This is a genomic window from Stappia sp. TSB10P1A, from assembly GCF_900185725.1.
GTDB lineage: Bacteria > Pseudomonadota > Alphaproteobacteria > Rhizobiales > Stappiaceae > Stappia.
In genome coordinates, this window is the sequence record NZ_FYAU01000003.1 from 39,673 (window position 1) to 59,184 (window position 19,512).

A 19,512-nucleotide genomic window follows, 5' to 3' on the forward strand; every position below is an offset into this window, starting at 1 on the left:
CCCTGTTGCGGTGCCGGCCTATCGCGACGCCAAAGCGGTCACAGATAGGTCCACACCAGATAGGCGACGAGGCCGAGCGCGAAGACGGCCCCGGCGCCGCGGCCGATCTTCCGGCCGAGCCGCTCGATGGCGTCGTCCTCCTCGCCCCCGCCGCCCGCCTTGCTTCTATGCGCGCCCTCGAAGGTGCTGCGCAGCACGGTCTCGCTCTCGCGCTCGGCCCGGTCCAGTACCGACCGCGCCTCGCGCCGCCGCGCCGCCTCGCGCGGATCTTCGCCGGACTTCCTGTCGCCGGACTTCATGCCGTTCTCCCCCGCCGCCATGCCCAGGCGCCCGCGAGCGCCAGCACGGCGATGCCGGCCGAGATCACCGCGTTCCAGCCGGCGAAGGACAGGCCAAGCATCCGCCAGCTCGCCTCGGTGCAGCTCACCACCCGGGTGGAGCGCAGGGCGTTCAGCATGTTGGCGGCCGAATCGGTCATGCCGCCGCCGCCGCCGCAGTCCATCGGCCCGGTCCAGAAGCCCCATTCGGCGCCGGCCTGATAGGCGCCAAGGCCGGCGCCCCAGGCGAAGATCGCCGCAACGGCGACGAGCAGCCCGGTCACCGCAAGGCGCCGCGCCGCCGCCGGCAGCGGGCGCAGCATCAGCACCAGCGCCAGCAGCGCCAGCGGCAGGCCGACATAATAGGGGATGCGCTGTTCCAGGCACAGCTTGCAGGGCACATAGCCGCCGATCGTCTGGAAGCCCCAGGCCGTCAGGATCGAGGCGAGACCGCCGGCGAGCAGCAGCAGCACCAGGTGCCGGGCGGTGGTTGCGGGATCGCTCATCGTCAGGCCCTCCGGCTCACAGGTAGCGGATCAGCGCGAAGCCGCCGACAAGGCCGACCACGAAGACCGTGAAGACGAGGCCGAGCCGCTGCTCGATGAAATGGCGGATCGGCGGCCCGAACAGGTAGAGCAGGCCGGCCACCGCGAAGAAGCGCAGGCCCCGCGCCAGCACGCTCGCCAGCATGAACACCGGCAGGCTCAGCCCCGTCGCGCCGCTGGCGATGGTGATCACCTTGTAGGGGAACGGGGTGACCCCGGCGATGAAGACGATCCAGGCGCCGTATTCGTTGAAATTGCCGCGGAAGGTCTCGAACTTGTCCATATAGCCGTAGAAGGTCAGGATCGGCTCGGCCATCTGCACGAACAGGAAGGCGCCGATGGCGTATCCCGCCGCCCCGCCCAGCACCGAGGTCACGGTGCACAGTGTCGCATAGGCGAAGGCGCGGGCGCGCTGCGCGATCACCATCGGGATCAGCAGGATGTCCGGCGGGATCGGGAAGAACGAGCTTTCGGCAAAGGACACGGCCCCGAGCGCCGCCGGTGCGTGGCGGCCCGAGGCGAGCGACATGGTCCAGTCGTAGAGGCGGCGCAACATGCCGCCTCATTAACCGGAAGCGGGCGACTTGTCATCCGACTTCCGCAGCGGCCGCAACCGCGATCCGGCACGGGACAAGCGTCATGTTTCAATTGACGGGGCAAGCGCGCCGGCTATGATCGCGCCGTTTCCCGCGGGCCCCCGTGGCGGAATTGGTAGACGCGACGGACTCAAAATCCGTTTCCCTAACCGGAGTGTCCGTTCGAGTCGGACCGGGGGCACCATCGGCCTTTGTTTCTCGCGCCGCCGTTTCTCGCGCAGCCGTTTTCCCCCGCGCCGCTCTGCCGCATCGCCCTCGCCGGAAACACAGGAGGACGCCATGCTTTCCCCCAAAGACCTTGCCGACGGTCCAGCCGACGACCTTGCCGCCCGCCGCGCCATCATCGACGCCTGCCTGAAGATGAACGCCACCGGCCTCAACCAGGGCACCGCCGGCAATATCAGCCTGCGCCATGGCGAGGGCTTCCTGGTGACGCCCTCGGGCATCCCTTACGAGGCGATGCGGCCCGAGCAGGTGGTGCCGGTGCATTTCGACGAGAGCTATTCGGGCGACTGGCTGCCTTCCTCCGAGTGGCGCATGCACTTCGACATCTACGCGACCCGCCCCGAGGCCGGCGCCGTCGTCCACACCCATTCGGTCCATGCGACGGCGCTGTCCTGCCTGCGCCGCGAGATCCCGCCGTTCCACTACATGATCGCGGTCGCCGGCGGGCGCACCCTGCGCACCGCCGACTATGCCACTTTCGGCACGCGCGAGCTGTCGCGGGCGATGCTGGCGGCGCTGGAGGGGCGCAGCGCCTGCCTGCTCGCCAATCACGGGATGATCTGCTTCGGCCAGACCCTCGACAAGGCGCTGTGGCTGGCCGGCGAGATCGAGACCCTGTGCCGGCAATATGTCATCGCCCTGACGGCCGGCGAGCCGGCGATCCTCACCGACACGCAGATGGACGAGGTGATCGCCCGCTTCGGCAGCTATGGCCGCCAGCCGGGCGAAGTCGCCGCCGGCGCGGTGCCGGCGGTGGAGGCGCCGCGGCACCGGCCGGCATCATAGAAGCGGGCGGGACCGTTTCCGATCCCGCCCGCCAGGTCGCGCCGCATCCTGTCGTCAAGCTGTTACTTGGTGATCACCTCGCCCGAGGGGCGCGGCGTCGTGGCGGTCTCCGGCGGCAGCACCGGATAGGTGATTTCCGGCATCTTGCCGGTCAGCGAGTGCAGGAAGGCGGTGATCGCCACCGCTTCCTCGTCGTTCAGCTCCTCGCCGAGCTGCGAGGAGCCCATGATCGCCACCGCCTCCTTGAGGTCCCACACCTTGCCGGAGTGGAAATACGGCGCGGTCACCGCGATGTTGCGCAGCGGGCTGGCGCGGAAGACATAGGAATCGTCCGCCGTCTTGGTCACCTCGAAGCGGCCCTTGTCGCCCTCGGGCAGCACCTCGGCGCCCGGCTTCTGCACCACGCCGAAGGGGTAGTAGCCGGTGCCGCCGACATTGATGCCGTTGTGGCAGGCGGCGCAGCCCTTGTCCATGAACAGCTCCAGGCCGGCCTTCTGCACATCGCTCAGGGCGGCGTCGTCGCCGTTGAGGAAGGCGTCGAACGGCGCCGGGGTGATCAATGTCGCCTCGAAGGCCTCGATCGCCTTGGCCATGTTGTCGAAGGTCACCGGCTCAGCTTCGCCGGGGAAGGCGGTCTCGAACCACGTCACGTAGTCGGGCATCGACACCAGCGTCGCCACCACCTGCTCCGGCGTGTTGGCCATCTCGACGCCGGCCTGCACCGGTCCCTTGGCCTGTTCCTTCAGGTCCTCGGCGCGGCCGTCCCAGAACTGGGCCTCGTTGAACACCGAGTTCAGCACGGTCGGCGCGTTGCGCGGACCCTTCTGCCAGCCATGGCCGATCGACGTCTCCAGGTTGTCGTCGCCGCCGGTCGCCAGGTTGTGGCAGGAATTGCAGGAAAACACGCCCGAGGCCGACAGGCGCGGGTCGAAGAACAGCGCCTTGCCGAGGAAGATCTTCTCCGGCGTGATCGGATTGTCGCGGACGGCCGGAACCGTCGAAGGCAGGGGCTTGAACACTTCGAGCGCGGCATCGCGCAACTCGTTCGCCACGGCCGGCCCGTTCAGGACGGCCAGGGCCGTGGAACATGCCAACAGGACGGGGATATAACGGGGCATAGCTGGCCACTCTCGTGATCGGTTAGCTCTCGACACCCGTCCTGTGTCACCGCGAGTTTAGGCGGCCCCGCCCCGGCGCCCTTGACGCAGATCAATACGGCTCCGCTTTTTGTGACTTTTCTAAAGTAGCCCCGCCCGGCCCAGGTTCCGGAACCGTTTCCGGCATCGGTGCGGGCCCCGTTTCCGGTTCTGTTTCCGGTTCTGTTTCCGGTTTTGGCGGCCGGTGGTAGCCCGGCCCCACCGTCAGCGGCCCGTCGGGCGAGGCGTCCGCGTCCAGCTCGCTCACCAGCGTGGTGCGCTGCACCTCCATCGGCTCGCGCCCGCCATAGGCGTAGAGCAGCAGCTCCACCTGATAGGGCTTGCCCTTGACGACGCCGGTGAGCGGCGGCGTTTCCAGCCCGTAGCGCTGCTCGCCGTGGCGCAGCCGCGTCTCCACCTCGATCGGCGCGCCGCCGGCCGGGTCCTCGAACCGCGCCAGCAGCCGCGATTGCGACGGCGTCGGCTTCTGCACCACCACGGTGATCCCGGCGCGGATCTCGCCGAGCCGGTAGTAGAACAGGAAGCCGCCGCCGGCGATCCGCACATGGGTCAGCTCCGCCTGTCGCCGCTGGTTGTCGACCACCAGCACCACCGCGATCACCGCCAGCACCAGCACCACCGCCGCCGCCCCGATGCGGAAGCCCCGCGTCGTCTCGAATTCGCGTATCGCCATCACCGCCTCCTCCCGGCGTTTCCAGCCGCGGCAGCAGACACCAAAACCCGGTCCGGCTCAAGCGGTCGGCGGGTAAGCCGGCAAATTAAGGCGCACTCAGCGCGCCTTTCTGGACAGGCTTTTCGAAACCGGCTACAGCCATCGTGAAGGATGCCGCAGACTGGCGGGCCGCAAGAGCAAAAACCACGGGCGAGGCAATGGACGCGCAGCGGGAAGTCGAACTGAAGCTGGAGCTTGCCAAGGCGGATCTGCGCAAGCTGAGGGCCGCGCCGGCCCCGCCCGGCTTCACCGCCGAGCCGGCGACGACCCGCGCCCTGCGCTCGATCTATTTCGACACGCCCGGCCATGCCCTGCGCCGGGCGAAGTGGTCGCTCAGGGTGCGCCGGGTCGGGCGCAAATGGGTGCAGACGGTCAAGGCCGGCACCGGCGTCACCGGCGGCCTGTCGCGCCCGCGCGAGGCCGAGGCGGAGGTCGCCGGCCCCGCCCCCGACCTCACCCTGATCCGCGAGCCGGCGATGCGCGAGGGCCTGTGGCAGGTGATCGACGGCGAACCGCTCGCCCCCGCCTTCGAGACGGTCATGCGGCGCACCACCCGCGTCTTCCGCCGCGAGGGCGACGAGACCTGCATCGAAATGGCGCTCGATGCCGGCGAGATCCGCGCCGGCGAGGCGGTCCAGCCGCTGTTCGAGGCCGAGCTGGAGCTGAAATCCGGCGATCCCGCCGCCCTGTTCGCCCTCGCCGGCAGCCTTCCCGCCCTTGCCGGCGCCCGTTTCTCGCGGCTCAGCAAGGCCGGCCGCGGCTATGCACTGGCCGCCGGCGACGAGACCGGGACCGCGCCCGTCACCGCCTGCGAGGCCGAGCTGACCCCCTGGACCGGGCTCGCCCCGGCCTTCCGCGCCATTCTCCTGTCCTGCATGGACCAGATCGCCGGCAATCGCGACGCGGTGCTCGAGCGCGACGACCCGGAAGGGCCGCACCAGTTGCGCGTCGGCCTGCGCCGCTTGCGCAGCGCGCTGAAGGTGCATCAGCCGCTGATCGATGCCGACGAGCGGCGGGCGCTCGATGCCGCCGCCCGCGATCTCGCGCTCAGCGTCGGCGAATTGCGCGACCTCGACGTGCTGGTGGAGGAGATCGTCGAGCCGGCGATGGCCGTCGCCCGTCTCGGCCCCGACACCGCGCTTCTGGACGATGCCGGCCTCGCCCGCCGGATCGAGGCGGAGCGCCGCGCGGTGCGCAAGGCATTGCGCGAGCAGCTCGCCGGCCCCGCCGTCAACGCGCTGCTGTTCCGCCTCGGCGCGCTGGCCCATGGCGCCGGCTGGCGCCAGGAAGAGCAGGACGCCGGATGGCGCAAAGACAAGAATGGCGCCGGATGGCGCCAGAACGGAAGTGACGCTGACGCGGCGGAGGCGAAGAGCGAGGCGGAGGCGAAAGCGGAGGCAACCGTCGGTCCCTTCGCCGCCGAGGCGCTGGAGAAGCGCTGGAAAGCCGCCGCCCGCCTCGCCGCGCGCATCGACGAGCTGAGCCTGGAGGAGCGTCACGACCTGCGCAAGGAGCTGAAGAAGCTGCGCTATGCGGTGGAGTTCTTCCGTTCCGCCTTCCCGGCGCGCAAGGTCAAGCCGTTCCTCGCCCGCCTCAAGACGCTGCAGGATGTCTTCGGCTATCTCAACGACGTGGTGATGGCCGGCAAGCTCGCCGGGCTGATCGCCGCCGGCGACCGCAAGCCGCCGGTGGAGACGGCGCTGGCCGCCGGCTTCGTGCTCGGCTGGCACGAGGCGCGCGCCGCCCATGCCTTCGACAATGCCCGCGCCCTGTGGGACGAGACCCGCCGCGCCCGCCGCTTCTGGCGCGGCTGACCCGCCGACACCCGCCGGCTGCCGGGTGTTCGATCTCGGTTACTCGATCGGCGCGCCCTCTTGCGGCGCCTCTTCCTGGCGCTGCCGCCGGCCGATGCCGAACGAGCCGAGAAAGCCGGACGGCAGGCCGAAGCCCTGTTCCACCGCCTCCAGCACCTCCTGGTCGTCGACCTTGCCGTCGAGCACCTTCTGCACGTCGATAGTGGTGTTGCCGCCGGTCGCCCGGCTGATCGCCTCGTTGGCGGCGCCGGTCAGCGCCTCGCGCGGCGAGCGCGCCTGCTGCACCGACTTGAACAGCCCGCCGCCCAGGCTTTCGAGCTGCTTCAGCGCCGCCTGCGGGTTTTCCAGGATGCCCTTGATGTCGGGATAGATCTGCGGCCGGTCCCAGGACCCGCGCACGATCACCGGCACGCCGAGCCCCTCCAGCTCGCGCGCCTCGCCCTTGGCCAGCGGCACCGGCGCCCCGCCCTCCAGGCTCGGCACCACGCGCGGCTCCAGCCGCCAGTCCAGCATCCGCTCGGGCATGTCGACCCGGCCCGTGCCACTCATCCGCACCAGGGGTCCGATCAGCGCCAGGTCCTCGGTCGCGGCGATGCCCCGGGTGATCGCGAAACTGGCGCCCAGCGCCGAGAAGTCCGTCTTCTGCGTCTCGTTCGAGGCCCAGCCGAGCAGCGTGTCCACCGTCAGGCCGCGCACCATGCGGGGAATGTTGATGCCGCGGATCGCTCCGTCGGCGAAGTCGAAACGGGCGGTGCCGTCGAGGCCGGAGACCAGTTCGTACTGGCTGACCCCGCGCGTGCGCACATCGAGCGCACTCGTCACCCGGCCCTCGATCCAGCCAAACCCGGCGATCGCGGTCAGGAACGGCCGGGCGCTCAGATCGCTCAAGGTGAAGCGTGCCGCCAGTTCCGGCACCTGCTGCGAGCCGTCGATCACCAGCACGCCGCTGCCCTGGCCGCCATAGAGCGCCATCTCGGCAAGCTCCGCCGACAGCCGTCCGTCCGCCAGCTTGAGGTCCAGCCGGCTCGGCCCGATCTCCAGCGTGTCGCGCACGATCTGCCTGGCCGACAGCGACAGCTCCGCATCCAGCGCCTTCAGCCCCGACAGGTCGATCGGCACCCGGCTCCACGAGCTTCCTTCCGCCCCCGGCACCCGCGCCTCGCTGCGCCCGCTCCCGGCATGGTCGGTGGCGGCCCGATAGGGATCGAGCCCCAGCCGGTCGAGCTCGAGCCGCGCCGTCAGCTTCGGCCTTGCGCCGAGGCGCAACTCGCCCTCGCCGCGCCCGGTCGTGTCGTCGAGCCGGATCTGCGCGCCGGTGAAGCGCAGCCCCTGCTCGCCCGCCGCCAGCCGGCCGGAGAAGGAGAACGGGCCGAGCCCGCCGCCCGGCGCCAGCGGCGTGCCGAGCCATGCGGCCAGCGCGCGCAAGTCCCGCGTTTCCAGCACCACATTGCCGTCGACCGAGCCGGACGGCGCGACGCTGCCCTCATAGCCGATCGCCACCTGCGATCCGGCGAGCCGCAGCGTCAGCGGCGTCGGCATGCCGGCCATCGCCAGCGCCGGCGTCGCCGATCCCTCGATGCGGAAGGCATCGCCCCGCCAGGTCAGCCCGCCGCTCACCGACACCGGCGCGTCGAGGCCGGCGAAGTCGATGGCGACCGCCAGGTCCTCGATCCGCCGCGCCGCCGCATCGTCGCCGATCGGCGAGGGCAGCGACAGGCCGGAAATGCCGCCGCCGGCCAGCGACAGCCGGCCCGAGGCGTCGAGCGATCCGAGCAGCGCCGCGGTGTCCGCGCCGCGCGCGGCAAAGCGCAGCGATCCGCCCAGCGTGCCGCGCGCCTCCTCGCCGCGTCCGGCCAGCGCCAGCAGCGTCTCCAGCCGCGCCTCGGCGATCTCCAGCCGGCCGCTCACCTCCGGCTCGCCGGCCAGCGCGACGGTCGCCGTCGAGCGCAGGCTCGCGCCGGCCAGTTGCGCCTCCAGCGCGCTGATCTCGATGGTCTCCGGGCTTGCCGCCACGTCGGCGCTCAGCCGATAGGCGCCCGGCTCGCGCGGCAGGCTGGTGCCGAAGGCGGCCAGCGTCGCGCCCAGTTCCTTGCCCTCGGCGGTGATCCGCAGGCGGCTGCGGTCCTGCGGCGCCACCTCGCCGACGACACGGGTCTGCGCGCCCGCCGCACTCAGCGTCAGGTCGACCGCCGAGGCGCCGCCATTGGCGAGCCGCATCGGCGCCGCCACCGTTCCGGCAAGCTGCATCGCCACGCCGCGAAACCCGAGCCCGCCCTCCAGCGTCAGCGCGTCGGAGAGCGAGGGCAGGCTCAGCACCAGGTTGAGATCGTCCGCCTCGTGGCGGGTGCCGTCGCGGCGGTCGGAATAGATCAGCCGGCCGCCAGCGATTTCCAGCCGGTCGACGCCGATGCGCGCCAGCGCCATGCCGTCGCGGGCGATGTCGCCGATGGCCGGCGCCGCGCCCTCCGCCGGCACCCGCGCCTCGCTGCCCGCCGCCGCCACCGTTGCCGCCCGCGTCTGCGGCGCCGTCTCGCCATTGCTGTCGGCGATCGCCTGCGTCGCCGCGCTCCAGCGGTCGGCCGGGAAGCCGCCCGAATTGCCGCCCGAACGGCTGCCCGACGTGCTGGCGCCGGTATCGTTCGTCGCCACCGCCGCCGCCGCCAGCGGCCTGTCGGCAGCCCAGTTCGGCCGTCCCGCCTCGTCGATCTCGATGCTGACCACCGGCGCGTCGAGCCGCACATGGGTCAGGCGGATGTCGCCGCCGAACAGGCCCTGCCAGGCGAGGCCGAAATCCACCGTGCCGGCGCGCAGGATCTCCCCCGCCCCGCCGGCGGCGATGCCGACATTCTCCGCGCTCATCCGGAAGCCGGGCAGCAAGGACAGGCCGACCGGCCCGTCGAGGCGCAGCCGCCAGCCGGTCCGCTCCTCGATCTGGCTCACCAGTTCGTCGCGGATCGCATCCTTGGGTAGGAGCAGCGGCACCACGAAGGCGGTGGCCAGCAGGAGGAAGAGCAGGCTGCCAAGGCCCGCGAGCGCGCGTTTCAAACCAGGTCTCCCGATGGACGAATCAGCGCCAGTCTACGCCAAAGCGTGTCGACAGAATGGCGCGATCGCCCGCGCGGCAAAGGGTTCGCCGCGGCGGCTGCGGGCCGGGACCAGTGCGGCATGGACATTTTCCGCCGGATTGCCGATGCTGGCCCGGTTGCGGACGGCACCGGAGGGGATATGTTTTCGGCTTTGAAGCGGTTTCTGCGCGGCGCGGTGACGGGCGAAAGCGGCGAGCTCGTCTTCGCCGAGGACGACCACCGCCTCGCGGCGGCAGCCTTGCTCGTGCATGTGATTTCCGTCGACGGCGTCGTCGACGACGCGGAGCGGACGGCGCTGACCGAGGTGCTGCGCGCCAATTACCAGTTGACCCCCGAGATGACCGGCGACCTGATCAAGGCCGCGACCCGGCGCGACAACGAGGCGGTCGACCTCTACGGCTTCACCTCGGTGCTCAAGCGCAGCCTCGACCTGGAGGGGCGGCTGAAGATCATCGAGATGATGTGGGAGCTGGTCTATGCCGACGGCGTCGTCCACGAATTCGAGGACAACACGATCTGGCGCGTCGCCGAACTGCTCGGCATTTCCTCGCGCGACCGGCTGGCCCTGCGCCGCAAGGTCGCCGGCGATGCCCCCACCGGCTCCGGCGAGGGGGCCGACGATGCCTGACCGGCTGCCCTCTCGACGCCCTGCCGCATTGCGATATAAACTGGCGACATGATCCCCGATCCCAAAGAGCCGGCCGAACGACCGAAGGTGCTCGTCGTCCTGCATCAGGAGACGTCGACGCCCGGCCGTGTCGGGCAGGAGCTGCTGCGCCGCGGCTTTGCCCTCGACATCCGCCGGCCGCGCTTCGGCGACCTCCTGCCGCAGACCCTCGCCGGCCATGCCGGCGTCGTCGTCTTCGGCGGGCCGATGAGCGCCAACGACACCGACGCCTTCATCGCCCGCGAGACCGACTGGCTCGACGTGCCGCTGCGCGAGGAAAAGCCGTTCCTCGGCATCTGCCTCGGCGCCCAGATGCTGGCGCGCAATCTCGGCGCCCGCGTCTACGGCCATGACGACGGGCTCGTCGAGATCGGCTATTACGACCTGGAAGCGACCGAGGCCGGCCGCCGGCTGATGCCGAAATGGCCGGGCAAGGTCTATCAGTGGCACCGCGAGGGCTTCGACCTGCCGGCCGGCGCCGAGCTGCTCGCCACCGGCGACACCTATCCCAACCAGGCGATCCGCGTCGGCCCCTGCGCCTATGGCATCCAGTTCCATCCCGAGCTGACCTATCAGATGATGGTGCGCTGGACGACGCGCGGCGCCCCGCGCATGGCCCTGCCCGGCGCCCGCAACCGGCGCGACCATTTCGCCGGCCGCTTCGCCTTCGATCCGGCGGTAAAGGCCTGGCTCGACGCCTTTCTCGACCGCTGGATCGGCCGCGCCGACACCTGCACGTCCGCCCAGAGTGCCCCCCAGATGACCCAGGCGGCCGAGTAGGGCGGCCGGCCCGCCGCTCGCTCGTTGCTGTCTTCGCCCCGTCTCGCCTTTATCGCTGTCTCGCTGGAGCGCCTTCCGATGTGCGGAATTGCCGGCATCTATGCCCCTCTCGGCTCGCCCGCCCTCGCGCCATCGGCGCTTGCCGCCATGGGCGAGGCGATCCGCCATCGCGGCCCCGACGCCGGCGACATCTGGCGCGACATGGACGCCGGCATCGGCCTCGTCCATCGCCGCCTGTCGATCCTCGACCTCAGCCCGGCCGGCGCCCAGCCGATGCATTCGCCCTGCGGCCGCTACGTCATCTCCTACAATGGCGAGATCTACAATTACCTCGAGTTGCGCCGCGAATTGGAGGAGGCCGGCCTTGCGCCCGACTGGCGCGGCCATTCCGACACCGAGGTGCTGCTCGCCGGCATCCGCGCATGGGGCCTTGCCGAGACCCTGAAGCGCACCGCCGGCATGTTCGCCATCGCCCTGTGGGACCGCGAGCGCCGGGTGCTGTCGCTTTCCCGCGACCGTTTCGGCGAGAAGCCGCTGCATGTCGGCCTGTTCGGCGGCGAGATCGCCTTCGCCTCGGAGATCAAGGCGCTGCGCACCCATCCCGCCTGGACCGGCGAGATCGACCGCCAGGCCATCGCCCTGTGCCTGCGCCACGGCTATATCCCCGCCCCGCGCACCGCCTTCACCCAGGCGGTGAAGATCGCGCCCGGCACCATCGTCGAGATCGACGCGGGCGCGCTCGCCCCCGATAGCTGGCGCGTCATCCCCTGGTGGGACACGCTGGAAGAGGCGCGCATCGCCCGCCGCAACCGCTTTTCGGGGAGCGATGCGGAGGCCGTCGACCAACTCGACGAGTTGCTGCGCGCCTCCGTCGCCCGGCAGATGATTTCCGACGTGCCGCTCGGCGCCTTCCTGTCGGGCGGCATCGATTCCTCCACCATCGCCGCGATGATGCAGTCGCTGAGCGCCGTGCCGGTCGAGACCTTCTCCCTCGGCTTCCACGACAAGGCGACCAACGAGGCGGAGTTCGCCCGCGCCGTCGCGAACCATCTCGGCACCCGCCACAACGAGATCTATCTCACCGGCGAGGAGGCGCGCGACCTCGTCGAGAAGATGCCGGACGTCTACGACGAGCCCTTCACCGACCAGTCGCAACTGCCGACCTACATGGTCGCCCGCTTCGCCCGCAGCCGGGTCACCGTCAGCCTGTCGGGCGATGCCGCCGACGAGTTGTTTGCCGGCTACGGACGTTACCATTCCATCGACCGGCAGTGGCAGGGCACCCTGTCCGCGCGCATCGGTCGCGCCGCCCGCCGCGCCTATGTCTCGGCCCAGCTTGCCGGCCTCGTCGCCCCGGCCGAGCGGCTCGGCCTGTCGCGGATCGGGCGCAGGAGCCCGGCCGGCCTGCGCCTGCGGCTGGAGGAAAAGCTCGCCGGCCTCACCGCCCGTTCGGCGGTCGCCGCCTATGAGCGCAAGTTCACGCTGATGGACACCGCCCACCGGCTGGTGCCCGGCAGCACACGCGAAACCCATCCGCTCGCCGACACGGTGGCGCAGGAAACCGGCTGGAGCGTTCTGGAACAGGCGAGCCTGCTCGACCTCGTCCACTACCTGCCCGACGACATCCTGGTGAAGGTCGACCGCGCGGCGATGGCGCATGCGCTGGAAACCCGCGTGCCCTTCCTCGATCCCGCCGTGGTCCGCTTTGCGCTGTCGCTGCCCGACCGGGTGCGGCTGATGGGCGGCCAGCGCAAGGGCGTGGTCAGGCAGGTGCTCGGCCGCTATGTCCCCGCCGCCCTGTGGGACCGGCCGAAGCGCGGCTTCGGCATTCCGAGCGCCGACTGGCTCAAGGGCCCGCTGCGCCCGCTCGCCGAGGACATGTTCTCGCCCGCGCAGATCGCCCGCCTCGGCCTGCTCGACGAGGAGCTGGTGCGCCTGTTCTGGGACGATTTCCTGGCCGGTGACCGCCGCCGCGCCAACATGGTCTGGGCGATGTTCGTGGTGCAGTTCACCCTCTCGCGCCACACGCGCTGAGGGCACCTCTGGGTCGGCTCGGCGCTGCGCTTGGCCGGGACGACCTCCGAGGAGGAGGCCCGACCTCGCATCCCCTCGGCCGTCACACCGGGCAAGCGTAAGCGCGACCCGGTGCCCATTGGCTGCCAGAGCAGTGGCAACAGCGCGCGGGCAATGCCCCCGCGCGCCCTTCTCCCCCCTTGAGGGGGAGATGTCGGCGCAGCCGACAGGGGGGGGGGAGCCACAACCGCGACGGAGCGCGCCCCACCACCGCCGGGGCTCCCCGGTCCCGGATCTTCGGCCTTCGGCCTCGTCCGGGAAGACGCCAGGAGAGGGTGGAGCGACGAGCGCAGCCGCGAGTTGCAACAAGCGCCCTCCGCCTCACACCGGCTGAGGATACCAATGGTTCCCGGCTCTGCGCTGGCGCGCGGCCGGGATGACGTCCTGAGAGAGGTGGCACGGCTTCGCATCCCCTCGGCCGTCACCCCGGCCAAGGCGACGCCGCGCGCCGGGGCCTATTGGCTTCCAGAGCGGCAGCAACAACGCGCAGGCGTGACAGCCGCGAGTGTCGCCCGCCCGTCCTCGCACGACCCTCGCGGTTCGTCATCCCGGGCAAGCGAAGCGCGACCCGGGACCGGCGAGCCGGGGGCCTGACGACGGCACTCCCGAAAGGCCCCACCACCGCCGTGCCTCCCCGGTCCCGGATCTTCGGCCTACGGCCTCGTCCGGGAAGACGCAAGGAGAGGGTGGAGCGACGAGCGCAGCCGCGAGTTGCAACAAGCGCCCTCCGCCTCACACCTGCCGAGGGCGCCAATGGTTCCCGGCTCTGCGCTGGCGCGCGGCCGGGATGACGTCCTGAGAGAGGAGGCCCGACCTCGCATCCCCTCGACCGTCACACCGGGCAAGCGAAGCGCGACCCGGTGCCCATTGGCTGCCAGAGCAGTGGCAACAGCGCGCGGGCAATGCCCCCGCGCGCCCTTCTCCCCCCTTGAGGGGGAGATGTCGGCGCAGCCGACAGAGGGGGGTGAGCCACAACCGCGACGGAGCGCGCCCCACCACCGCCGGGGCTCCCCGGTCCCGGATCTTCGGCCTACGGCCTCGTCCGGGAAGACGCAAGGAGAGGGTGGAGCGACGAGCGCAGCCGCGAGTTGCAACAAGCGCCCTCCGCCTCTCACCCGCTGAGGGTGCCAATGGATCCCGGCTCTGCGCTGGCGCGCGGCCGGGACGACCTCCGAGGAGGAGGCCCGCCCTCGCACCGCCCTCGCGGTTCGTCATCCCGGGCAAGCGAAGCGCGACCCGGGACCGGCGAGCCGGGGGCCTGACGACGGCACTCCCGAAAGGCCCCACCACCGCCGGGGCTCCCCGGTCCCGGATCTTCGGCCTACGGCCTCGTCCGGGAAGACGCAAGGAGAGGCATTCGCGTACAAGCCTCAGCGGAAAAACCCCCTCAGGCGAGGCGGCCGAACAGCCGCAGCCGGCTGATGCCGCCGTCGGGATGGATGTTGAGGCGCACATGGGTGACCGGGCCGAGCGGTCGCACCGCCTCCGCGCCGATGTCGTGGATCGCGTCGGCGGAGAGTTTCGTGCGCCCGACCAGTTCCTCCCAGAACATCGAGGAGGTGACGATGGCCCGGTCGAGATCGCCGGTCATGCCGGCAAGATCGGCTGCCTGCATCGAGCAGCTTTCCGGGAAATTGCCCTTGTAGAAGGCCGTGTCGACGCTGGCCCGCCCGATGATGCCGCGCGCGCCCAGTTCGACGATGATCCAGTCATGCCCCGGCTCGCGGCGCCGGCGGGTCTCCCAGCCGTCGCCCATGTTGAGCCCGCGTCCCGGCGCCAGCATCCGGTGATAGGCGCCGTAATGCGCGTCGGAAAACGCGACGATGCGCGCCCCGTTCAGCGCCGAGGCAAGGTCCAGCTCCGCAGCGCCCGCCGCCTGCCGGTCGAGCTCCGGCCGGCCATAGACGCGAAGGCGCGCAACGCCGCCGTCGGGATGGATGTGCAGCCGCACATGGGTCCACACGCCGGCGTCACTACAGGCGAAATAGTGGTGGGCGCTCGGTCCGAGCGGCGACATCGGCACCAGCTCGGTCCACCGGGTCCCTGCGTCCGGCTCGCCGGCACAGGCGGCGGCCTCGATGCGGCAGGCCGGCGGGTAGTTGCCGGTGAAATGCGAGGTGTCGACATCGAAGCCGGTGATGCGGCCGCGCACGGCCAGGCGCACCACCGCGATGTCGTGGCCCGGCCCCCGGCGGCGGCGCGATTCCCAGCCGTCCATCCACTTGCCGTTGTCGTCGTAGCGATCCGGATAGAACACCGCCGCATCGTCCGCGAGCATCCGCGAGACCTCGGCGAAGAAGTCGTCGGTGACCGACACCGCGGCCGCCCCAAGGCCGGCGGAGGCGAGGTTGATGTCCTTGCGGGCGAAGTCCGGACGGCTGTCCGGCTGAGGAGACGTCATGACAGGGTCCTTCATGATAAGACGCGCGGGCGGCGCGCCGAAAAGGGCGACAGAAACCCGGCTCAGCCGGGAACGAGATCCTTGAGCCGCAGCAGCGCGATCCGCTCCACCTGGGCACAGGCGGTCGCAAACTCGGCAGCCCGGTCGTTGCCGACGCGCGCCTCGAAATTCTCCAGGATCTCCGCCTTGCTGCGGCCCTTCACCGCCAGGATGAAGGGAAAGCCGAAGCGGGAGGTGTAAGCCTCGTTGAGGGCGGTGAAGCGGGCGCGCTCCGCATCGGTCAGCGCGTCGAGCCCGGCGGAGGCCTGCTCGCCGGCGGACTCCGCCGTCAGGCGCTTCGCCGCCGCCAGCTTGCCGGCAAGATCGGGATGGGCGCGCAATACGGCGAGCCGTTCCTCCTCGCTCGCCGCGCGGAACTCTGCAACCAGCCGCGCATGCAGACCCGCGGCCGTATCGGCGTCCGGTCCCGCCCCCTTGGCCAGCCCCTTCGCCAGGGCCCGCTCGGCGATCCACGGCGAGTGCTCGAAGACCCCGCCGAACCGGGCGAGAAAGGCGGCGCGGTCCAAGCTTGAGGGACGCGTCGCGGAAGACGGATCGGGATGCTCGCTGACGGTCACGGACGGGTTCTCCGGATGGGTTGGTCTATTGGTAATGCAAAACAATGACCACCTCTTTCAAAATTTTCTTGAAAGACATGTCCGCCGCGCCGGGGCTTGCTACCTTACTCAGGGCGCGCCGCCACCCTTGTCCCCGTTTGCGCGAGAGTGATGCGAGTTTGCGACGGATTTTGCGCAGCTTTCTCGAAATCTCGCAAAATCCGTCGCAAACCCGCGCAAATTCCGCCGATTTCAGCGAATACTTCAACCGGATTCCGGTTCTTTTCGGGGCGGACGGGGATAGATTCGGCCTCGATTTGCCCCCCCGCCGGCAGGAAAACGCCCCGTGGCGCCGATTTGTGCCCACGCCACTCCCGGTCCGGCATGCAGCCGATCCCCGCTCAGTCCCCTCCTCAGTCTCCGGCAAGGGCGGCATCGACCGCCGCCTTGCAGCCCGCCGTCACGAAGTCGATGAACAGGCGGATCTTCGGGTCCTGGTAGCGCTTGTGCGGATAGAGGCAGGCGAGCTGCACCGGCAGCGGCGGCGTCGTGCGGCAGACCTCGACCAGCCGCCCGGCGCGCAGGTGATGCGCCACCTCGAATAGCGGCTTGTTGACGATGCCGCAGCCGGCAAGTGCCCAATCGGTGAGCACGTCGCCGTCGTCGGATTCGAACGGCCCCGACACTTCATGGCGCTCCGGCCCGTTCGGACCCTGGAGCGTCCAGTTGAATTCGCTGGTGCCGGGAAAGCGCAGCAGCAGGCAGGAATGGCGGCCGCGCACCAGCTCCGCGCCGCTTTCCGGCGTGCCATGGGCGGCCAGATAGGCGGGCGCGGCGCACAGCACCCGCGCGCAGTCGACGACGGGGCGCATCTTCAGGGCCGAATCGGCCGGCTGGCCCAGCACGAAGGCGATATCCAGCCCCTCGCCCAGCACGTCGACCTTGCGGTCGGACAGCCGCAGCCGCACGTCGATATCCGGATATTCCGCCTTGAACGCCGGGATCAAGGGCGCCACCAGCCGCCGGCCGAGGCCGAGCGGGGCGGCGACGAAGATCGAGCCGCGCGGATGGCGGGCGACATCGGCCACCGCCGCCTCCGCCTCCTCGATGGCGTCGAGGATCTTCACCGCGCCCTTGTAGAAGATCGCCCCGTGCTCGGTCGGCGTCAGCTTGCGCGTCGTGCGGTTGAACAGGCGCACGCCGAGATGCTTTTCCAGCTCGCCGATGCGGCTCGACACCACCGCCGGCGAGACCCGCTGGTCGCGCGCCGCCGCCGACATCGAGCCGAGATCGACAGCCCGCACGAAAACCCGGAGAGTGTTCACATAGGACATGGGCGGCTCGTATCGCTTTCAAGAAATTCTTGATAGTGATCGAAGCATATCGCGACTTTTTTGCAAATCGCGGATCTGCCACTCTCGCGCGACATCCCGCCTGGCGATCTGCGGGCGGTTGGCACGTTTCGTGATTGGGATTGACGCGCAGCCGGCGGCCGGCGCAGTGGCTCGGGGCGCGGCCCCTTGGGAGGGAAAGAGTTATGGAAGTGGCGATTGCCTGGGACTGGCTGTCCTTCGCCTTGCGCTGGCTGCATGTGGTGACGGCGATCGCCTGGATCGGCTCGTCCTTCTATTTCATCGCCCTCGATCTCGGCTTGCGCAAGGCACCCGACCTACCCCCTGGCGCCCATGGCGAGGAATGGCAGGTCCATGGCGGCGGCTTCTACCATATCCGCAAATATCTGGTTGCGCCCGCCACCCTTCCCGAGCACCTGACCTGGTTCAAGTGGGAGAGCTACGCCACCTGGCTCTCCGGCTTCGCGCTGATGTGCGTCGTCTATTATGCCGGCGCCGATCTCTACATGATCGATCCGTCCGTGATGGAGCTGTCGCGGCCGGGCGCCATCGCGCTCTCCATCGCCTCCATCGCCTTCGGCTGGATCGTCTACGACCTGCTCTGCCGCTCGCCGCTGGGGCGCAGCACCACCGGCTTGATGCTGCTGCTCTACGTCGTGCTGGTCGCCATGGCCTGGGGCTACACCCAGGTCTTCACGGGCCGCGCCGCCTTCCTGCATCTCGGCGCCTTCACCGCCACCATCATGTCGGCCAATGTCTTCCTGCTGATCATCCCCAACCAGAAGAAGGTGGTCGCCGCGCTGCTGGCCGGTCAGACGCCGGACTCTTCGCTTGGCGCCCAGGCCAAGCAGCGCTCGCTGCACAACAATTACCTCACTCTCCCCGTCGTCTTTTTGATGCTGTCCAATCATTATCCCCTGGCCTTCGCGACGCAGTACAATTGGGCGATCGCCTCGCTGGTTTTCCTGATGGGCGTCACGATACGGCACTTCTTCAACACCACCCACGCCCGCAAGGAAGCGCCGTGGTGGACCTGGTTCGTCACCGCCGCGCTCTTCCTCGCCGTCGTCTGGCTGTCGACCCTGCGCCCGGACGAAGAGGCGGGCGACACGGCACAGACCTATCGCCGGCTGCCGCCGCAGATCGCCCGCTTCGTCGATGACGGGCATTTCGAGGCGGCCCGCGACACGGTGCTGACGCGCTGCTCCATGTGCCATGCGGCCGAGCCCTTGTGGGAGGGAATGGCGGCAGCGCCCAAGGGCGTGCGGCTGGAAAGCGACGAGGAAATCGCCGCCCATGCCCGCGAGATCTACCTGCAGGCCGGCATCACCCATGCGATGCCGCCGGCCAACATCACCTCGATCGAGCCGGACGAGCGCGCCATCCTCGCGGCCTGGTATCGCAGCGCCACGTCCCGCTGACATCGTGTGAGGCGATGCAAGCCTGCAACAGGGCGACGCAAGCCGGTCACAATGCCGCGAAATCGCTTCTTGGTAAGGGTTCGGTCAGCTAAACCGGATTACACAAGTCTTCTCAGACGCCGACAGCCGGAGCAGGCCCGACCGCCATGCGCAAGACCTCCCTCGTTTCCGCCCTCACCGCCACCGCCCTTCTGGCCGGTGCGAGCCTTGCCGCTCCCTCCGCCCTTGCCCAGGACGGCATGGCGGCGCCGCAGGACATGCCGCTGCCGTCGAAGCAATATGTGATCGACGTCGGCGTCGGCGCCCTGGTCTCGCCGAAATACGAAGGCGCGGACAAGATGATGGTGTCGCCGCTGCCGATCATCTCCTTCGGCCGCTTCTATCTGCCGGGCCTCGGCCAGGTCTCGGACGGCGAGAAGACCACCCGCGGCTTCTTCGTCTTCCCCTCGATCAACTTCCTGGGCGAGCGCAAGGCCTCCGACAGCGTCAAGCTGACCGGCACCAAGAAGATCGACTGGGCGCTGGAACTGGGCCTTGGCGCCGGCTTCCGCTACGACTGGTTCAGCGCCTTCGTCGAGCTTCGCCAGGGCATGAACGGCCATACCGGCCAGGTCGGTCAGGTCGGCGCGGACATCATCCTCAATCCGATGGAGCGGCTGGAACTTGCCTTCGGCCCGCGCGCCGACTTCGCCAGCGGCAAATACATGAGCACCTATCTCGGTGTCACCGCCGCCGAGGCGGCCGCCTCGCTCGGCAACCTGACGCCCTACACGATCGGCGGCGGCTTCAAGTCCGTCGGCCTGTCCGGCCGCGCCAGCTACGCGGTCACCGACACCACCGCGCTGCATCTGCAGGCCGGCTGGGACCGCTATATCGGCGATGCCCGCAAGAGCCCGATCGTCCGCCGCGGCCACGAGAACCAGTTCTCCGTCGGCGTCGGCGTCACCTATCGCTTCGCCTTCGACCTGTTCGACTGACGAAACG

15 protein-coding genes, 1 tRNA gene and 1 pseudogene are annotated in these 19,512 nt (G+C 70.0%); 8 read left to right on the forward strand and 9 right to left on the reverse strand.

From position 1 onward, the window contains the following. Positions 1–38 precede the first annotated feature (38 nt). The 3 genes from TSB10P1A_RS00480 to TSB10P1A_RS00490 are packed head-to-tail and all read right to left on the reverse strand — an operon-like array spanning position 39 to position 1,418. A complete protein-coding gene (locus tag TSB10P1A_RS00480) occupies positions 39–299 on the reverse strand; it encodes a hypothetical protein (protein ID WP_186385936.1) in 261 nt (86 codons plus the stop codon). Continuing rightward, positions 296–823, reverse strand: a complete 528-nt coding sequence (locus TSB10P1A_RS00485; RefSeq protein WP_186385937.1) for a disulfide bond formation protein B — start codon at positions 821–823, stop codon at positions 296–298. The genes TSB10P1A_RS00480 and TSB10P1A_RS00485 overlap by 4 nt, the downstream gene beginning before the upstream one ends. Positions 824–839: 16 nt before the next feature. After that, positions 840–1,418 (reverse strand): YqaA family protein, encoded by a 579-nt coding sequence (locus tag TSB10P1A_RS00490; protein ID WP_186385938.1) that lies wholly within the window; start codon positions 1,416–1,418, stop codon positions 840–842. 137 nt (positions 1,419–1,555) lie between these two features. Between TSB10P1A_RS00490 and TSB10P1A_RS00495 the strand changes: the two genes are divergently transcribed. Continuing rightward, a tRNA-Leu gene (locus TSB10P1A_RS00495) sits at positions 1,556–1,642 on the forward strand. A gap of 95 nt (positions 1,643–1,737) precedes the next feature. Beyond that, positions 1,738–2,469, forward strand: a complete 732-nt coding sequence (locus tag TSB10P1A_RS00500) for a class II aldolase/adducin family protein (RefSeq protein WP_186385939.1) — start codon at positions 1,738–1,740, stop codon at positions 2,467–2,469. Positions 2,470–2,531: 62 nt separating this feature from the next. Here the strand turns inward: TSB10P1A_RS00500 and TSB10P1A_RS00505 are convergent, their stop codons facing one another. Continuing rightward, on the reverse strand, positions 2,532–3,587 hold the full coding sequence (locus TSB10P1A_RS00505; protein WP_186385940.1) for a cytochrome-c peroxidase: 1,056 nt from the start codon (positions 3,585–3,587) through the stop codon (positions 2,532–2,534). A gap of 91 nt (positions 3,588–3,678) precedes the next feature. Continuing rightward, a complete protein-coding gene (locus TSB10P1A_RS00510) occupies positions 3,679–4,299 on the reverse strand; it encodes a hypothetical protein (RefSeq protein ID WP_186385941.1) in 621 nt (206 codons plus the stop codon). 197 nt (positions 4,300–4,496) lie between these two features. Between TSB10P1A_RS00510 and TSB10P1A_RS00515 the strand changes: the two genes are divergently transcribed. After that, a complete protein-coding gene (locus TSB10P1A_RS00515; RefSeq protein ID WP_186385942.1) occupies positions 4,497–6,152 on the forward strand; it encodes a CYTH and CHAD domain-containing protein in 1,656 nt (551 codons plus the stop codon). Positions 6,153–6,191: 39 nt separating this feature from the next. Here the strand turns inward: TSB10P1A_RS00515 and TSB10P1A_RS00520 are convergent, their stop codons facing one another. Continuing rightward, a complete protein-coding gene (locus tag TSB10P1A_RS00520) occupies positions 6,192–9,197 on the reverse strand; it encodes an AsmA family protein (RefSeq protein ID WP_186385943.1) in 3,006 nt (1,001 codons plus the stop codon). A 180-nt stretch (positions 9,198–9,377) separates the two neighbouring features. On the opposite strand from TSB10P1A_RS00520, the gene TSB10P1A_RS00525 reads away from it, so the two are divergent. The 3 genes from TSB10P1A_RS00525 to asnB all read left to right on the forward strand — a co-directional run bounded on the left by TSB10P1A_RS00525 (position 9,378) and on the right by asnB (position 12,719). Beyond that, positions 9,378–9,866 carry a TerB family tellurite resistance protein gene (locus TSB10P1A_RS00525; RefSeq protein ID WP_186385944.1) on the forward strand — a complete coding sequence of 163 codons (489 nt, stop codon included), beginning with the start codon at positions 9,378–9,380 and terminating at the stop codon, positions 9,864–9,866. Positions 9,867–9,914: 48 nt separating this feature from the next. Further along, positions 9,915–10,685, forward strand: a complete 771-nt coding sequence (locus tag TSB10P1A_RS00530; RefSeq protein ID WP_186385945.1) for a glutamine amidotransferase — start codon at positions 9,915–9,917, stop codon at positions 10,683–10,685. A gap of 78 nt (positions 10,686–10,763) precedes the next feature. Further along, positions 10,764–12,719 carry an asparagine synthase (glutamine-hydrolyzing) gene (gene asnB / locus TSB10P1A_RS00535; RefSeq protein WP_186385946.1) on the forward strand — a complete coding sequence of 652 codons (1,956 nt, stop codon included), beginning with the start codon at positions 10,764–10,766 and terminating at the stop codon, positions 12,717–12,719. 1,426 nt (positions 12,720–14,145) lie between these two features. Here the strand turns inward: asnB and alc are convergent. From alc to TSB10P1A_RS00550, 3 genes and pseudogenes are all read right to left on the reverse strand, one after another. Continuing rightward, complete coding sequence (gene alc, locus TSB10P1A_RS00540) at positions 14,146–15,159, reverse strand: allantoicase (RefSeq protein WP_186385947.1); 1,014 nt, start codon at positions 15,157–15,159, stop codon at positions 14,146–14,148. 62 nt (positions 15,160–15,221) lie between these two features. Further along, positions 15,222–15,764 (reverse strand): annotated as a pseudogene (gene uraD, locus TSB10P1A_RS00545) (2-oxo-4-hydroxy-4-carboxy-5-ureidoimidazoline decarboxylase); the annotation flags it as partial. Positions 15,765–16,168: 404 nt separating this feature from the next. Beyond that, on the reverse strand, positions 16,169–17,089 hold the full coding sequence (locus tag TSB10P1A_RS00550; RefSeq protein WP_186385949.1) for a LysR family transcriptional regulator: 921 nt from the start codon (positions 17,087–17,089) through the stop codon (positions 16,169–16,171). Positions 17,090–17,292: 203 nt separating this feature from the next. Between TSB10P1A_RS00550 and TSB10P1A_RS00555 the strand changes: the two genes are divergently transcribed. Together TSB10P1A_RS00555 and TSB10P1A_RS00560 are read left to right on the forward strand one after the other, a co-directional pair. Beyond that, positions 17,293–18,528: a urate hydroxylase PuuD gene (locus TSB10P1A_RS00555; protein WP_186385950.1), complete on the forward strand. Its 1,236-nt coding sequence runs from the start codon at positions 17,293–17,295 to the stop codon at positions 18,526–18,528. A 146-nt stretch (positions 18,529–18,674) separates the two neighbouring features. Next, positions 18,675–19,505 carry a MipA/OmpV family protein gene (locus tag TSB10P1A_RS00560; RefSeq protein ID WP_186385951.1) on the forward strand — a complete coding sequence of 277 codons (831 nt, stop codon included), beginning with the start codon at positions 18,675–18,677 and terminating at the stop codon, positions 19,503–19,505. Positions 19,506–19,512: the final 7 nt, after the last annotated feature.